Raw genomic sequence first — 15398 nt, forward strand, 5'->3', positions numbered from 1 at the left:
CTTGATGGCCTTTCTCGATGGCCTGCGCTCACAACGTGACTCGCTAGCTCTCGTCGCTGATTGTTATACCTTCATTTTGCAGACTGGTCTGATTCTCACCTATACGAGCGCGGACGTTCCTATCGCGCTCAATGGCGCAATCTTCGCAGCGAACTCAGTGTTGGTCGATGGACTGACTTTCAAATGCGAAGTGGGCCTCCAGGTAGATCAGCAACAGATCACGCTGGCGGCGCAGCCGACTGACACCATCGGCGGTATTCCGTTCTTGCAAGCCATTCGAAATGGAATCCTCGATGGCGCCGAAGTTCAGCGCGAACGAGCCTTTCTGACTTCATGGACGGAGGCGCCGGTCGGAAGCGTTGTTCTATTCAAAGGCCGCGTGGGAACCGTCGACAGTGTCGGGCGCACCAGTGCGAAGATCACTGTGAACTCTGATCTCGTCCTGCTGGACGTAAACATGCCGCGAAATCTCTATGCGCCGAACTGCCAGCACGTCCTCTATGACTCCGGATGTGGGTTGATAAAAAAAGCGCACGGCGCGAAGGCAACGGCTGGCGATGGATCGACACAATTGAAGATTCTCTGGTCAGGGTCTAGCAGCGCTTACGCTCAGGGAACACTTACCTTCTCATCAGGCGTGAATACGGGCGCGACTGCGAATGTAAAATCAGCTGATGCGGCAACGCTCTATCTAAGCGCGCCGCTGCTCAATGTTCCAGCGGCTGGAGACGCATTCACGGTCTACCAAGGGTGTGATCATACGCAAGCGACCTGCCAAGCCAAGTTTGGCAATGTTGCGAATTTTCGAGGGTTTCCCTACGTCCCGCCACCTACTTATGCGTTGTAGACATGAATACTGACGATTGCCAACGCGCCCGGATCGTAGCGGAGGCGCGCAGATGGATTGGCACGCCCTATCATTCATGTGCGGACATTCTGGGAGCCGGCGTTGACTGCGGTATGCTGCTCGTCCGGGTGTATGTTGATCTTGGGCTCGTGCCGCCCTTCGATCCGCGGCCCTATCCGGAAGATTGGCATTTGCATCGGAGCGCTGAGCGCTATCTTGGGTTCATAGTGAAGACGTGCAAAGAGATAGCGGCGCCGCGGTTGGGCGACATCGTCGTCTTTAAATATGGCCGATGCTTTAGTCATGGAGCCATTGTGACGGAAGAAAATCCGATCACGATTGTTCATGCGTTCCAGCCATACGGCGTCGTTTTCGAAGAAGAGGTGAGGCGGAACGCTCAGCTGGTCGAGCCGAAGAGGCCAAGACGGTATTTTAGTCTCTGGAAAGGAGAATAATTGTGAGCTTCCTGCGCCAGAGGAAAACTACATCGCAAATCCCGCTCTATACGGGTCTTCAAATCCAGACGTCCAGCTCGGCTGTTCCGATCCAAATTGTTTACGGCGCTAACAAGATTGCGCCGAACGTCATATGGACCGGAGGGTTCAGCTATACAACGGAGAAGACGAAGGCAGGGAAAGGTGGCGGATCCATTAGCGGCTATGACTACAGATGCGGCTTCGCCCTCGGCTTGTGCGAAGGCCCAATCAATGCCGTTGGCGGCGTGTGGAGCGGCCAGTCCATTACATATCTGTGGAATCTCGGATTAGGGCTCTTCTACGGCTCGATGCCCCAGACCCCTTGGGGATATTTGACGGCTTCCTTTCCCGGACAAGATCTGGCGTATGGCGGACTTGCCTATGTCGCCACGGCGTCGTTTGACCTTGGGTCTAGCCCCAGCTTGCCTTCGCTTTCCTTCGACGTGCATGGATTACTCGTAGGGACAGGGCTCATTAACTCGTGGGACGCGAATCCGGCGCTCGTGATCCAGGATCTTCTAACTAATCCACAATATGGCGTCGGCTTTCCAGCAGCTAGCATCGACTCGACAACTCTGCTGGGCGGTTCGGGAGGCTCGTCATACCAGGCCTACTGTACTGCGGCGCACCTTGCCCTTTCCCCCGTGCTCGCCAACCAGGAAGCGGCAAGCAGCATCCTCAGCCGGTGGCTTCAATTGACCAATACCGCCGCTGTGTGGTCCGGCGGCAAATTGAAATTCATCACCTATGGTGACGCTCCCTTAACGCAGAGCGGCGTTTCCTTCATTCCGAACGTCACGCCGATCTACGATCTGGCGGATGATGACTTCGTCATCAGCGACGACGCCGACCCTGTTGAGGTCGTAAGAAGCGACCCTTTTACCGCAAAGAATTGGGTGACCCTTGAAACCCTCGACCGGAACAATTGGTATGATGCGACGCCCGTTCAAGTGTGGGATCAAAACGCAATAGAGCTGTATGGGCTCCACATGGACTCCTCGATCACGGCGCATGAGATTTGCGAGCCCTCGATTGGTCGAATATCGGCGCAGCTACTTCTTCAGCGCAGTCTGTACGTTAGAAACACTTACCAATTCAAACTGGGATTCGAGTATTGTTTGCTCGAACCGATGGATCTCGTCGCGATTAGTGACGTAGGCCTGGGAATGAATAAGTTTCCTGTACGCATTGTATCCATTGAAGAGGATGGGTCTGGGATTCTCAGCCTTACGGCTGAGGACTTCACAGGAGGAGCTGCAACTGCGGCGGCTTATCCCGTGCAGGCGGGGTCGAATACGGCCTTGGATCATGGCGTATCTCCCTCGCCGGTCAATCAGGTCATCATATTCGAACCGCCGCCGGATCTGACGAACGGCGTTGCGGAGGTGTGGATCGCCATCTCCGGTGGCCTCGCGCCGATATATAAGCTGGCTGAGGACGGAACGACGGGGAATCATGAAGCGAGGTGGAATGGACCAGTTGGCGCCATAGGCGATATAGCTACCATCACCATTTTGATTCAGGCTGCGGAACGCAATGCCGTCAGCTTGCGTGCAAATGATGGCGTGGCGGTCAACCAATGTGATTTTGATCTGACCGGAATGACCGCCACGCAAAGCACGGTGGGCGCATTCTCAGCGGTCTCTATTGTTGAAGGGGCTCGTGGATTTAAAGTGATCTCGGCGTCGGTTCCACTCAAAGCCGCTTCCACCGTGCCGTCTTTTTCACTGTGTCTCGCGGACCCCATCGGGACGATTTCGTATGCTGGCGCGCCCGGAAGCGGCCTTTATGTCTGGGATGTAGAGCTCGCCACCGGACTCGAAAGCTTGTCGGCTTCAGCTAACGCGCCCGAGTTAATCGGCGCTACGATCGTGGCGACGACGCTGGCGACGCCCGAGGGGTCCGCGGGAGCGGCGGATCCCTATTGGGGCGGAGCGCTTGTTTATCTTTCGACAGACAACGCCACCTACGCGCAGATCGGCAAGATCAGCGGACCTTCGCGCCAGGGCGTATTAACGGCTTCGGCGCCCGCACCAACCGGAAGCAATCCGGATGTCGCAAACGCGATTTCGGTGGACCTTGCAGGGAGCGGCGGCGCTCTTGCGTCGGGCACAGCCGCTGACGCTCGGAACGGAGTAACGCTCTGCATTGTTGATCATGAGCTGTTCTCTTACCAAACGGCGACCCTCACAGCAGCCAACGCCTACGCGCTGACCTATTTGGAGCGCGGACTTTATGGCTCTGTCGCGTCATCCCACAATGTGAACGCGCCTTTCGCTCGCCTCGATGACGCGATTTTCAAGTATCCGCTGCCAGCCGCCTTCGTTGGGATGCCGGTCTATTTGAAATTCCCGAGCTTTAATATCTTCGGCGCGTCCGTGCAAGATTTGTCGACCTGCGCGGTATACACGTACACTCCAGTTGGGTCCGGTATAAGCGGACCGGTGGCTCAGGCGCTTGGGGTTGGGGCAGCCCTTGATTATGGATCGGCGGCCTCCGGCGTCAATGAATCTGATGATTTCGGCGTAGCCTCTGATCCTTATGTGATCACTATCGATTTGGGATTGGCATCAGCATGAGCGTTCAAGTCAAAAGGCGCCGCGAAGCGGCTTCCTTCCTTTCCACATATGTCGGTGCGGTGGGGGAATTGCTCGTCGACACAACCGCATGGCGAGTACAAGTTCATGATGGCGCCACCGCGGGGGGGGCATCCGGTGGCTCTTCTCTCGGAGGTGCCGAGTCTGCAGAATGCGCCAGGGGTTGGCGTAAACACGTCGTTTGACGTAACGAACAAGCTTGCGGTCAAATCCTCGGCGGTCCTTTTTGACAACATTGGCCATGGCGTACAGTTCAAGGTCAACAAGAGCGCAGATACGGACACCGCCTCGTTACTCTATCAGACTGGGTATTCGGGGCGCGCTGAGATGGGGCTCTGCGGAGATGACAACTTCCATCTCAAGACGTCGGCCGATGGGTCTACTTGGATCGATGGCATTGTGCAAAGGACGCTGTCTATTCAAAATAGTGGCGACGTCAACGATTCCTCTTCTGGAGCCGGGCTGGACCATGATTATTCACTAGCATTTTCGATTCCGCCTAACTTCCTGAGAGCGGGGAGAGCCATTCGCGTCTCGGCGCACTATCGGGTGACGGTGGGATCAGCGCCGCCTCTTCTAACCCATAAGATCAAATTGGGCTCCGTGATTGTCGGCCAGACTGGCGGATATACGCCAAATCCCGGAGAGACGAACGTGCAGGCGGCGGTGTCCTGGCTTATCCAGGCTATCGCAGATCCTTCTGGCGCATCCGGCATCGAATGTGCGCTATCGTCAATCCCAAGCGGTGTTGGCAGTGCGACCAACACAAGTGTGACGCCAATGCCTGTCCTTGTTCCGACAAATGGCGTGCTTGCTCTCGAAGTCTCGACGCTGTGGGCTTCTGCGGGAACTGGAGTGAACCAGATCAAATTAAGCCAGCTTATTATCGAAGCATTGAATTGATAATTGCAAGATCCGCCTCAAGGCCCGCCGTGATGGCGGGCCTTTGTTTTTTCGTCGCCGGGGTCAAATCGCATGATGACACAATTCCTGATGCCTCCGGAGGACGGCCGCCGTAACGCTGTGATCGTCAACGGCCGCCTCTATGAGAGCATGCCTGGCGTCGCGATCGTCGTGCCGACTTTCGACGTTCCGACGCTCGAAGCAAACGGATGGACTGATGGCGCAGGAGCGCTCCCGCCGGCGACAACTTCGGCCTATGCATCTGGCGCCGTCAGCGGCGTCGTGCAAACTCCGAAAGGTTCTTCCGCAGGCGTCGGAGTGCGGCTTTACATCGATGGCGCGGCGACGCCGGCCGGCGTGACGATCGCCGATGCAACGGGCGCCTGGTCAATTCCGACGGGAACGCTTACGCCGGGGCCGCACCGCTTCAGCGTCGAAATCGATGAGAGTGCCGGATCGTTTACGGTTACCGCGCCTGCCGGCGTGGTCAATCTGGATTTCAGCAATCCTCTGAATAGTGGATTGATCGCTGCGCTCGCAGCCTAATGTGGAGCTGAGCAATGGCTTTACCGACACTAGACGTCACTCCTGGATCTGGCGCAACGATCAACACGTTGCCGAATGCGCCTGCTGTGACTGCAAGCAGTATTTCAGTCGCATTGGCGACGGATCAAGCCGCCATTGCAGTCACAGCATCGGCGCTGCCGCTTCCAACAGGCGCGGCCACCGCCGCTAATCAGACCGCTGAAATCAGCAGCCTAGCCGCCATCCTCAGCGCGATCCAGTCTGGGGATGCGGCAATCTCGGTCACCGATCGCTCCGGCTATATCAACGGTGGGGTGGCCTCGGCGACCGTCCAGTCGATCGGAACGCAAGGCTGGGTTCCGGGCGACACGCTCACCCTGCCGATGAGCGCCGGCGTTTCGTCGCCGGCGGTTCTCAATGTGCAGAGTACGCAGCTCGGTGCGGTTCCCACTCTAGTCAATGCGGGGTCCGGCGGTACCAACGGCGCCGTAACATTGACGGGCACGACCGGAACCGGCACTAGGTTTACGCTGTCGGGCACGATCGCTGGTGGCGTGCTCACGGCGATCGGCTCCATCAGCGTTGCCGGCAATTACACCGTAAATCCGACGAATTTGGCCTCGGAGCCGGTCACGGGCGGTGGCCTCACGGGCGCGGTGGTCAACCTCAAGATGGCGATCTTAGCTCTCGGGGTCACAACGCCGGGCGTCTATGCGGCGCCCGTGACCAATCCAGTGACGCCGACTTCAACATCGGGGTCGGGGGTGGGTGCGACGGTCAATCTTGCGACTTTCACGCCCCTTTCGACTCAGGTCGCGACGTCGAACGCCGGGCGTCAGTATCTTGCCATCCGCAACGAAAGCGCCTCCGCGAATCTGGGCGTATCGCTTTCCGGCGCGGCCGCATTTGGCTCACTCGGCACCACTACGTTCTACCCAAGCGGCGGGGGGTATGAGTGGGCTGCGAATCGCGTTCCAAGCAACGCTATATCCGTAATTGGGCAGGTCGCTTTCCAGCAATTCACCGCCTGGGAGGGCTAAGAAAATGGGCGCTCTTCCAGCGAACGTTGCTTCCGGCGAAACCATCTACGCCAAAATCCGCCGCGTCGCGGGCGTGGCGAAGGACAATCACCCCCATATGATTGACCCAACGACCGGTCTGCCGCAGCTTATGGCGAACCCGCCGACGATCACGGCAGGCGCGTACGCCAATCAGGCGGCGGCGACGACGGCGGGATATTCGAAAGTTTACACCGCTCTGGCGAATCAAAATATCTTCTATTCGACCGGGGGATGGACAACTTGGTATGCCACAAACTATCTGAGATTGCCGAGCACAACGGTATTCCCGACCGGCAATGGCAACGCGGGCTCCAATCCAAATATCGCCGCATCGTCGGGGCGGCATACCTTTATCGCGGATTCCGCAAAATTCCTGGTCGGGACGACCGGCAGCTCGAATTTTCGCCTGATTGTGGATGGCAAATATGTGAGCCTCTCGCCGATCGTCTCCAGTGCGGCGTCGCCCAGCCTCACCCTTGTTGATTTCACGAGCGTCGGAGGTCGCCAGCGTCGGCGCATATCAATTGAAACGCAGAGTAACACCGCATTCTACGGCGTCGATGTTGGCCCGACAGAGGGCCTCTATGCGGTATCGAGCGTCGATCACATCCGCTACATCCAGATGGGCGACAGCATCACTTTCGACACGATGACGGGAACCCCCGCGGTTCCCGGCGACGGCTTCGGGCATGTCATGGCGGACCGCCTCGGCATCAGCGATTACCGGCCGGCGGGCAATGGCGGCACTGGATATGCCGCGAACAACAACGGCGCCGGCCTGCGGATGCAGGAGCATATGTTCGACGCGCTGAACTGGAGCCCGGACATCATTGGCCTCTGCGCCGGAATCAATGACGACTCGGCCTTCGGATGGGCCGCGTCGCAGCCCGGCCTCGCGTCCTGCATAGGACAGGCGAGGGCTTATTCGGCGACCCTTCCGGTCCTTGTGTTCGGCGTCATCGGAAGCGCGGGCGGCGCGTTGGCGGCGGCGCATGCTTCCTGGGAGGCGTCGCTTTCGGCCTATTTATCCGCCCTCAACGATCCGAACATCATCTATGTCCCGATCGTCACCGATCCCGCCGGCCCAACCTTCACCGGGTCCGGCTCGGTCGCCGCGCCCGCCGGGGACGGAAACTCGGACCTCTACTTCGCGGTCTCGGGTAGCCCTCACCCGAATGTCGCGGGCCATACCCATCTCGGATACCGCATGGCCGATGGGGTGCTGACCGCCATCATGGGCAAGGCGTAACGCAGGGCGCCTCACAAGATTGACCGCTTCCTCTTCCTTCCGCCGCCCCTTCGGGCGGCTTTTTCATATCCGGAGCTCGTCATGGCCATCGGAAAATTCAGCATATGCCTACCCTATACGCTGAGGGAAGAGGGCGGCGAATCGAACGATCCGCGCGATCCCGGCGGCAACACCAATCGGGGGGTGACGCAGGCGCGCTATGATCAGTATCGCGCGGCGAAGCGCCTGCAGCCGAAAAGCGTCTCGCTGATTTCAGAGAGCGAGCTGCAGGATCTTTATCGCACCGGCTATTGGGACGCGATCGGCGCCGAGCAACTGCGGCATGGCGAGGATCTGTCCGCGTTCGATTACGCCGTGAACTCGGGGCCGGCGAAGGCCAGAGCCGCGATCGTCACGGCGAACGCCGCTGCGCCGCCGCTCGCCAAAGTCATAGAGAACATCGCAACGGCGCGGCTGTCGTTTTTGCACGGCCTCACGACCTGGCGGGCGTTTGGCCGTGGCTGGGGCGCGCGCGTAGCGCGCATCGAGGCGGCAAGCCTCAAGATGGCTGGTCTGCCGATCGCGCCGAACGCCGTGAGCGCGAAGGCGCAGCAAAAGGCTAACTCCAAATCGGCCAAATCGGCAGCGCCGATCGCAGCGGCCGCCGGCGCCGGGGCGCACGCGACTGGCAGCCATCTGTGGGCGACGATTGCCGTTGTGGCGGCAATCGTCGCCGTCGCGGCTGTTGCGGCTTACAACGCCTGGCGGCAGGGCCAGCGCGCGACAATTCTCGCCAACGCCGCCGCGGCCCAGACGGCGGACGCAGCACAAGCCGCCGCGAAGGCCGCGGCGCCGGCGACCGCTCCCGCCAAATCCTAATCCGAAAGTTTTCGCCCGATTCCGCCGCTTTGCGAAAGGTCACTTTCGCGAGCGCGATCACAATTGGAGATCCCCATGTTCTGGTTTTTGCTCGCCACCGTCGCAAGCTTCGGCGTCTTCTTCGGAATCATCCTGCCGGAGCTGCAAAAGTTTCGCGTCACGGCCGACATCATCGCCAAGATTGAAACCGACGGCGTGACCCGCTGGCAGAAGATCAAGCTCTGGCTCCTTGGCCTCAAGACGCCTCTCTCCGGCCTCATCGGCGTTCTGGTGACGGCGCTGCCCGGCGCGCTCGAACAACTGCATCTCGTCGACTTCTCGGCGTTTTTCACCGCCGACATCGCCCTGAAGATCAGCGGCGCCATCATGTTGCTGATGACGGTGACGCATATCTTCGGCATAGCGGCGGCCGCCAAGATCGAGCCGAAAAAGGAGGATTGAGCCGATGCTGGCGATCCTTCTTCCCATTCTGAATTCACTTCTCGGCGGCGCGCTGACGACTCTTGCGAAAACGTGGACGGACTACAAAACCAACACGTTGACGATCAGGGAGCAGGGCTTTGCGGCCGGCGCCGCCGCCGACGCCTCTGTCTTGCAGCAGGCGTTGATCAGCGACGTTCAGCTGAACGCGCTGAAAGTCCAGGTCTACGGCCAGCCGATCAACCGGCTGATCATGCTGATCGCGGGCGTTCCCCCCGCGCTGCACTTCGGGCTGATCTTTATCGACACCATTCTGGCGTCGAAGCTCTTCATGGGGGCGCCCTTTTTCGGCGTCGCCAAGCTGCCCGCGCCCTATGACACGTTCGAATGGGCGATCGTCTCCAGCTTCTTTCTGGTTCACGCCGTGACGCTCGGGACAAGCAACGTCTCCTCCTGGCTCGGGAAGGCGAAATGAAACTCATCGTCCTGATTCTCACCTGCCTCGCCACGACGCCGCAGGAAGATTGCACGCGGCAAACCGCAATCGACGTCCGCGAGGTCGTTGCCGGTTCGCTCATGGAATGCGCCATGGCGGGCCTGACGACGGCCGCGAGCGATCCGCGCGGCCAGGACGGCCTTTGGACCAAGATCATCTGCGGGCGCCCAGCGAAAGAGGAGCATGCCGCCAATGGCCGACCCTGACGCCGCCATGTGGACGACAATCGGCGCCGGGAGCATCGGAACAGCTCTCGGGGTATTCGGGACGATCATCGTCGCCATGATCAATCGCCAGCCGCCGATGGCTGTCCTGATCGACGCACGCATCCGCACGCTGATCGAAGGATACGAAAAGCACGTCAACGATCTGCAACAGGAAATTCAGAAACTCGAGGCAAAGGTCAACGCTCTGACCAAAGCGCTCGAAGAGGCGAAAGCGAGTCGCGGAATTGGAATATGAGCAGGGGTGGTCTGAAGGTAGCGGGCTGCCGCTTTGTCTCGGCGGTTCAAGCGGCCTCTGCACGCCATGAGCCGACGTCAAAATTGGGCTGCAAGGTCTGGTTACCCGTGTAAACACTTCAGTATGCCCTTTTTCTGAAGTATCTTTCAATAAGTACAACCGTTTGTGCGTAAATGATCGCAACTATTTCAGAAACCGTTGACATTTTTCATGCGATCTTCTTGATTTTCGCATTATGCGCGCTCTTAGTAAGAGGAGTGCGCAAGGGTGTCGTCCGTGCACTGATCCGTGGGAACCGAAGTCGTTAAGGGCTCGTCATGCGCTGTGAAATCTTCGGGGTCCTGACTACGCTTGTCGCGGTGATTATCACCATGTTGGGAAACGCAAGTGCTGTGAACGCCCAGGAATGCCGCACAAATTACTATGCGTGTTCCTTGAATGAAGGCGGACGGATTGATCCGGCCAATCCCGGTTGCTGCTGGAGTCCCGCGGCAGGCCGTCCTTACAAAGCGGTCTGTCCTCGGAATTTCTACAAGTGCGACTTGAACGCTGGCGGAAAGGTTGATCCCGATCATCCAGGTTGCTGCTGGAATTTGCGCTAGCTTCAAACCGATCCGTAGAAGAGGCGCGCGGGGCGAGCGCGACAAACCCAAAAAGACAGCGTTGGATCAATCTGGCGTCACCATTCGGTCAAGCTGTATCCACGCAACCCAGCAATCGGTAATCCGGGTGCATCGACTCTCGGCCGGGGCAGGGTTTCTGCACCATCCTAGCCCTATTGCACGCGAGAGGTGGGAGCCTTGTTCCCGCGCTGGGCCACTTATCCACGCTTATTATATAAGTAAAATTGTAATATATGCGCTATAATAAATGAAATACAACAAAATAGACCAGTTGTTATTTATTTACAACTAACATGTTGTGGCGCTTTCATCCCGATCAGAGAAATAAACTAGACTGAATCGCGTGAAGCTCAAGCGCCACCGCGGGCTTTTTGCGCCTTGAGAAGGCCAAAAAAGCCTTTCGGTCAAAATCGAAAGATTGCTATAAGCTCCGGCCGTTGCAAACAACCCTTCGCACGGTCCCCCTCCCGGCTGATGGCGCTCGTGATGCTTTGTTACGAAAGCGTCGCTGGACGCGTGTTCTGGGCGGAGCACGAAAGGGCGCGCCAAAATGTTGCCACCCTCTGCGCAGACGGCTACACGGGTCGACGTAAAAGCTGCGCAGAGATTGAGGAGATCGGTTTATGCCCTTGCGGCTGGATGCCAGGAGAGCGGATTTTAGCGTTTCCTTTCAGGCGCTTCTCGCCATGAAAAGGGAGGCGGCCGAAGACGTCGATCAACTCGTGCAGGGGATTATCGCCGATGTTGTCGCGAACGGAGACGATGCGCTCATCAGCTATTCGCGAAAATTCGACAAAGTTGACCTCGCTGGACTGGGATTGCGCGTCAGCTCCGCCGACGTTGATGCTGCGTTCGGTCTCTGCGATGAGGAAGCTCTAGCCGCGCTCAGGCTGGCGCACACACGAATCGTCGCCTTTCACGAGCGGCAGTATCCGCACGATGAGCGCTTCACGGATGAACTGGGGGTTGAACTCGGATGGCGCTGGCGCTCGATTGAATCTGTCGGGCTTTACGTGCCTGGGGGGACCGCAAGCTATCCCTCGTCGGTGTTGATGAATGCGACCCCGGCTAAGGTCGCCGGCGTCGAACGTGTTGTTATGGTCGTGCCCGCGCCGGGAGGCGAAATCAAACCGCTGGTCTTGGCGGCGGCAAAACTTGCTGGCGTCGATGAGGTCTATCGCATTGGCGGCGCGCAAGCGATCGCGGCGCTGGCCTATGGCACGAGGACGATCGCGCCGGTCGCCAAAATCGTCGGTCCAGGCAATGCATATGTCGCGGCCGCCAAGCGCCGCGTTTTTGGGACCGTCGGCATCGACATGATTGCTGGACCGTCCGAAGTCTTGATCATCGCCGACAAGCACGCTAACCCAGAGTGGATCGCGGCCGATCTCCTCGCCCAGGCCGAGCATGACGCGGCGGCTCAATCGATCCTGATTACTGACGATGCAAGCGTTGCCGACGCTGTCGAAGCCGCTGTGAAGCGTCAATTGGCGTCGCTTCCGCGCCAGGCAATCGCCGCCGCCAGCTGGCGCGATTTTGGCGCGATCATTCTTGTTGCCGACTTGCGGGATAGCATACCGCTGGCGGATCGTCTGGCGCCTGAACATCTTGAAATCGTTACGGCGGACCCCGAGGCGCTGAGCCTTGGCATACGAAATGCCGGCGCGATATTTCTTGGCGCCTATACCCCGGAGGCGATTGGCGATTATGTCGGTGGCTCCAACCATGTCTTGCCCACCGCGCGCTCCGCGCGATTTTCATCCGGTCTAAATGTCCTCGACTTCATGAAGAAGACGTCGATCCTGAAATGTGTCGCTCAAAGCCTCTCCGTCCTCGGGCCCGCTGCAATCGCGCTCGGGCGGGCCGAGGGCCTCGACGCTCATGCGCGCTCTGTCGCGCTCCGCCTCGATAAAGGGTCAGCATGAGCGGAACGGATCCCGGCGCCCGCAATCGGCTCGTATCTGTGACGCTTGACGAGGCCTCAATCGGCCGAAGCACGGCTGACAAGGAACACGAGCGCCAGATCGCGATCTACGATTTACTGGAAGAGAACAGCTTTGGCGTGCCTGGACACGACGCCGGCCCTTATGCGCTCAAGATTGGCCTCCAGGATTCGAAGCTCGTCCTGGAAATTCTCGACGAAGGCAACGCTCCGCTGGTGGCGCATATTCTTTCCTTGACGCCTTTGCGGGGGTTGCTCAAAGACTACTTTTTTGTTTGCGAAAGCTATTATGCCGCGATCAGAACGGCGATGCCAGGACAGATCGAGGCCATCGACATGGGACGGCGGGCGCTCCACAACGAAGGCGCCCAGATGCTGATAGAGCGCCTCAAAGGCAAAATCGATTGCGATATCGATACGGCGCGCCGGATTTTCACGCTAGTCGCCGCATTGCACTGGAAGGGCTAGGATCCATGCCTTTGGAAGGGGACGCCAAGGCGCCGCCGAGATGAAGGTCGGGGTCAAGGATCGTCCGCAATCCATCCTTTTTGCCTGCACGCAAAATTCGGTGCGGTCACCTATGGCGGAGGCTTTGGGGAGACACTTTTTTGGGAAAGAGATCTATTTTGCCTCAGCTGGATTGAAACGGGGCGAACCGGACCGCTTTGCCGTCTCTTCCATGGAAGAACTTGGCATCGACATGAGCAAGCATCGACCTCATACTTTTGAGGATCTTGAAGACAGTTCTTTCGATCTCATCGTGACCCTTTCGCCGGAGGCTCATCACAAGGCGCTTGAGTTCACGCGGACGCTTGCGATTGAAGTGTTATATTGGCCGACGCTCGATCCAACGGCTGTCGAAGGTTCGCGGGAGCGCGTACTCGACGCTTATCGCAACGTCCGAGACGGGCTTTTGGAGCGCATCGAAAAACTGCTGGATTATCGGCCGATGGGGAATCTTTGAGATTCCCGCGCGCTGCGTCGCTTCGGTCAAGGCTCGCTCTGGGCCGGCCGAGCCGCTAAGATAAGCCATGAGCGATTCTATTACCTCGTCGAGCCGTCCGTTTCTTGGCGTGCAGCGCTCTGCGCTTGGGCTCGCCTGGCGAGATCGGCTTGACGCCAACGGACAGGCGCGAGCCCTCGCCATCGCCCAGCTGCAGGGTCACGGCGACATTCTTTCCCGCATTCTCGCCGGCCGCGGAGTTGGCCCCGAGACCTCGGAAGATTATCTTGATCCGAGTTTGCGGCGACTCTTGCCCGATCCGCACTGCCTGAAGGACATGGATGCTGCGGCGGACAGAATCGCACATGCGGTCGAGCGCGGCGACAAAATAGCGATATTCGGCGATTATGACGTCGACGGCGCGGCGTCCTCCGCCTTGCTGGCTGATTATTTTGAGGCTTGCGGCATATCGTCCGTCGTCTATATCCCCGATCGCATTTTTGAAGGATATGGTCCGAATATCGCCGCCATACAAACATTGGCCGCAGCCGGCGCCAAGCTTCTGATTACTGTCGATTGTGGCACAATGAGCTACGCGCCGCTTGTCGAAGCGCGGCGCCTTGGCCTTGATCCGATTGTCATCGACCATCATCAGGCGCCGGAGACGTTGCCGGACGCGCTCGTCGTCAATCCGAACCGGCAGGATGATCTCTCACAGTTGGGTCAGCTGTGCGCGGCCGGCGTCGTATTTATGACTCTGATAGCTCTCAATCGACTCTTGCGGGCTCGGGGGTTCTTTTCTTTTCGCCCGGAACCGGATCTTCTTGCGGGACTAGATCTGGTTTCGCTGGCGACCATCGCCGATGTCGCCCCGTTGAGCGGCCTCAACCGCGCCTTCGTCACTAAAGGATTGGCGGTCATGCGGCGGCGAGCGCGACCGGGCCTTGCGGCGCTCTTTGACGTGGCCAAGATCGATGGACCGCCAAGGCCCTATCATCTTGGCTTTCTGATTGGTCCTCGCATCAACGCCGGTGGCCGGATCGGCGATGCAGCGCTCGGCGCACGGCTCCTCAGCATCGCCGATCCGGCCGACGCCCGACGCATCGCGGGAGAGCTCGATCGCCTCAACCGCGAGCGGCAGGTGCTCGAAGGCGGGACGCTGGAGGAGGCCGAGGCGCAAGCGCTCGCCAGACTTGGCGCCGATGACGTTGGCGCGGCGATCCTCGTCGCTTCGGACGATTGGCATCCTGGCGTCGTCGGACTTGTCGCCTCAAGGCTGAAAGACAAATTCCGCCGGCCAGCCTTTGCGATTGCTTTTTCCCCAAATGGCGGATCAGGGACCGGATCGGGGCGTTCGATTCCCGGTGTTGATCTTGGCTTCGTCGTCCGCGAGGCGGTCGAGGCCGAGATTCTGGTGAAGGGCGGCGGCCACGCCATGGCCGCCGGAATTACGATCCGACCGGAGCGGGTCGAGGATTTTCGCGCCTTTCTGGAAATCGCCCTGGCTAAAAAGGTGGCCGAAGGCCGCGCGGAGCAGGCTCTCCTGATCGACGCGGCTCTGACCGCGGCTGGCGCGACGCCGACCCTGGTCAAGGCTTTGGAGCGCGCCGGCCCGTATGGATCCGGCAATGCCGAACCCGTTTTCGCTTTGCCGGCCCATCGACTTCTCGATGTCTCTGAGGTGGGCAACGGACACATTCGGCTGCGCGCCCAAGCGGGCGATGGGGCGAAGATCGACGGGATCGCGTTCCGCGCAAGCGGACAGCCATTGGAGCATGCGCTTCGCGCAGCCCGCGGCGCGATGGTTCATTTGGCGGGGACTTTGGCCTTGGATCAGTGGGGTGGCGCGGAGCGCGTTCAGCTGCGCTTGCTGGATATCGCTCGCGTTGACCAACGTATGGCGTGAATCGCTTTCTTGAACTTGCCAGGCCGCCAATCGCCCTTTATATCTCCCACGGCTGGGTGACGAACATGCGAAACATGAGCGTTTCAGCCC

At 59.2% G+C, this 15398-nt stretch carries 17 protein-coding genes; 16 read left to right on the forward strand and 1 reads right to left on the reverse strand.

Going from position 1 to position 15398, the window contains the following annotated elements; genetic code table 11:
* The first annotated feature begins 4 nt into the window (after window positions 1-4).
* Window positions 5-847 carry a DUF2163 domain-containing protein gene (locus tag SIN04_RS16470; RefSeq protein ID WP_244605854.1) on the forward strand — a complete coding sequence of 281 codons (843 nt, stop codon included), beginning with the start codon at window positions 5-7 and terminating at the stop codon, window positions 845-847.
* 74 nt (window positions 848-921) lie between these two features.
* On the opposite strand, the gene SIN04_RS16475 is transcribed toward SIN04_RS16470, so the two are convergent.
* Entirely contained in the window at window positions 922-1194 is a 273-nt protein-coding gene (locus SIN04_RS16475; RefSeq protein WP_166795966.1) for a hypothetical protein, read from the reverse strand.
* A 110-nt stretch (window positions 1195-1304) separates the two neighbouring features.
* On the opposite strand from SIN04_RS16475, the gene SIN04_RS16480 reads away from it, so the two are divergent.
* The 15 genes from SIN04_RS16480 (at window position 1305) to recJ (ending at window position 15308) form a co-directional block, all read left to right on the forward strand.
* A complete protein-coding gene (locus SIN04_RS16480) occupies window positions 1305-3902 on the forward strand; it encodes a phage tail protein (protein ID WP_341264067.1) in 2598 nt (865 codons plus the stop codon).
* Window positions 3899-4105 carry a hypothetical protein gene (locus SIN04_RS20290; protein ID WP_166795967.1) on the forward strand — a complete coding sequence of 69 codons (207 nt, stop codon included), beginning with the start codon at window positions 3899-3901 and terminating at the stop codon, window positions 4103-4105. Before SIN04_RS16480 ends, SIN04_RS20290 begins: the two co-directional genes overlap by 4 nt.
* Window positions 4038-4823 (forward strand): hypothetical protein, encoded by a 786-nt coding sequence (locus SIN04_RS16485; RefSeq protein ID WP_134490951.1) that lies wholly within the window; start codon window positions 4038-4040, stop codon window positions 4821-4823. The genes SIN04_RS20290 and SIN04_RS16485 overlap by 68 nt, the downstream gene beginning before the upstream one ends.
* Before the next feature lie 72 nt (window positions 4824-4895).
* Window positions 4896-5369 (forward strand): hypothetical protein, encoded by a 474-nt coding sequence (locus SIN04_RS16490; protein ID WP_134490953.1) that lies wholly within the window; start codon window positions 4896-4898, stop codon window positions 5367-5369.
* A gap of 86 nt (window positions 5370-5455) precedes the next feature.
* Window positions 5456-6388 carry a hypothetical protein gene (locus SIN04_RS16495; RefSeq protein ID WP_341264068.1) on the forward strand — a complete coding sequence of 311 codons (933 nt, stop codon included), beginning with the start codon at window positions 5456-5458 and terminating at the stop codon, window positions 6386-6388.
* 4 nt (window positions 6389-6392) lie between these two features.
* The gene (locus tag SIN04_RS16500; RefSeq protein ID WP_134490957.1) at window positions 6393-7658 is read left to right on the forward strand and encodes an SGNH/GDSL hydrolase family protein; all 1266 of its coding nucleotides are present in this window, start codon (window positions 6393-6395) and stop codon (window positions 7656-7658) included.
* Window positions 7659-7739: 81 nt separating this feature from the next.
* Complete coding sequence (locus SIN04_RS16505; protein ID WP_134490959.1) at window positions 7740-8516, forward strand: glycosyl hydrolase 108 family protein; 777 nt, start codon at window positions 7740-7742, stop codon at window positions 8514-8516.
* 75 nt (window positions 8517-8591) lie between these two features.
* The gene (locus SIN04_RS16510; RefSeq protein WP_134490961.1) at window positions 8592-8957 is read left to right on the forward strand and encodes a hypothetical protein; all 366 of its coding nucleotides are present in this window, start codon (window positions 8592-8594) and stop codon (window positions 8955-8957) included.
* A gap of 4 nt (window positions 8958-8961) precedes the next feature.
* Entirely contained in the window at window positions 8962-9411 is a 450-nt protein-coding gene (locus SIN04_RS16515; protein WP_341264069.1) for a hypothetical protein, read from the forward strand.
* The gene (locus SIN04_RS16520) at window positions 9408-9638 is read left to right on the forward strand and encodes a hypothetical protein (protein WP_134490965.1); all 231 of its coding nucleotides are present in this window, start codon (window positions 9408-9410) and stop codon (window positions 9636-9638) included. The genes SIN04_RS16515 and SIN04_RS16520 overlap by 4 nt, the downstream gene beginning before the upstream one ends.
* On the forward strand, window positions 9625-9894 hold the full coding sequence (locus SIN04_RS16525) for a hypothetical protein (protein ID WP_134490967.1): 270 nt from the start codon (window positions 9625-9627) through the stop codon (window positions 9892-9894). The genes SIN04_RS16520 and SIN04_RS16525 overlap by 14 nt, the downstream gene beginning before the upstream one ends.
* A gap of 1246 nt (window positions 9895-11140) precedes the next feature.
* A complete protein-coding gene (gene hisD / locus SIN04_RS16530; RefSeq protein WP_341264070.1) occupies window positions 11141-12442 on the forward strand; it encodes a histidinol dehydrogenase in 1302 nt (433 codons plus the stop codon).
* Window positions 12439-12927, forward strand: a complete 489-nt coding sequence (locus SIN04_RS16535) for a UPF0262 family protein (protein WP_174511631.1) — start codon at window positions 12439-12441, stop codon at window positions 12925-12927. The genes hisD and SIN04_RS16535 overlap by 4 nt, the downstream gene beginning before the upstream one ends.
* A gap of 40 nt (window positions 12928-12967) precedes the next feature.
* Entirely contained in the window at window positions 12968-13423 is a 456-nt protein-coding gene (locus SIN04_RS16540; RefSeq protein WP_134490973.1) for a low molecular weight phosphatase family protein, read from the forward strand.
* Window positions 13424-13490: 67 nt separating this feature from the next.
* Window positions 13491-15308: a single-stranded-DNA-specific exonuclease RecJ gene (recJ, locus tag SIN04_RS16545; RefSeq protein WP_134490975.1), complete on the forward strand. Its 1818-nt coding sequence runs from the start codon at window positions 13491-13493 to the stop codon at window positions 15306-15308.
* The last annotated feature ends 90 nt before the right edge of the window (window positions 15309-15398 follow it).

It is taken from the genome of Methylocella tundrae, assembly GCF_038024855.1.
Taxonomy (GTDB): Bacteria; Pseudomonadota; Alphaproteobacteria; order Rhizobiales; family Beijerinckiaceae; genus Methylocapsa; species Methylocapsa tundrae.

Coding starts and splice junctions, on each gene's coding strand:
- SIN04_RS16535 (WP_174511631.1), top strand. CDS start 12,439: ATGAGCGGAACGGATCCCGGCGCCCGCAATCGGCTCGTATCTGTGACG.
- hisD (WP_341264070.1), top strand. CDS start 11,141: ATGCCCTTGCGGCTGGATGCCAGGAGAGCGGATTTTAGCGTTTCCTTT.
- SIN04_RS16515 (WP_341264069.1), top strand. CDS start 8,962: ATGCTGGCGATCCTTCTTCCCATTCTGAATTCACTTCTCGGCGGCGCG.
- SIN04_RS16510 (WP_134490961.1), top strand. CDS start 8,592: ATGTTCTGGTTTTTGCTCGCCACCGTCGCAAGCTTCGGCGTCTTCTTC.
- SIN04_RS16500 (WP_134490957.1), top strand. CDS start 6,393: ATGGGCGCTCTTCCAGCGAACGTTGCTTCCGGCGAAACCATCTACGCC.
- recJ (WP_134490975.1), top strand. CDS start 13,491: ATGAGCGATTCTATTACCTCGTCGAGCCGTCCGTTTCTTGGCGTGCAG.
- SIN04_RS16520 (WP_134490965.1), top strand. CDS start 9,408: ATGAAACTCATCGTCCTGATTCTCACCTGCCTCGCCACGACGCCGCAG.
- SIN04_RS16540 (WP_134490973.1), top strand. CDS start 12,968: ATGAAGGTCGGGGTCAAGGATCGTCCGCAATCCATCCTTTTTGCCTGC.
- SIN04_RS16470 (WP_244605854.1), top strand. CDS start 5: ATGGCCTTTCTCGATGGCCTGCGCTCACAACGTGACTCGCTAGCTCTC.
- SIN04_RS16505 (WP_134490959.1), top strand. CDS start 7,740: ATGGCCATCGGAAAATTCAGCATATGCCTACCCTATACGCTGAGGGAA.
- SIN04_RS16475 (WP_166795966.1), bottom strand. CDS start 1,194: ATGAACAATCGTGATCGGATTTTCTTCCGTCACAATGGCTCCATGACT.
- SIN04_RS16525 (WP_134490967.1), top strand. CDS start 9,625: ATGGCCGACCCTGACGCCGCCATGTGGACGACAATCGGCGCCGGGAGC.
- SIN04_RS20290 (WP_166795967.1), top strand. CDS start 3,899: ATGAGCGTTCAAGTCAAAAGGCGCCGCGAAGCGGCTTCCTTCCTTTCC.
- SIN04_RS16490 (WP_134490953.1), top strand. CDS start 4,896: ATGATGACACAATTCCTGATGCCTCCGGAGGACGGCCGCCGTAACGCT.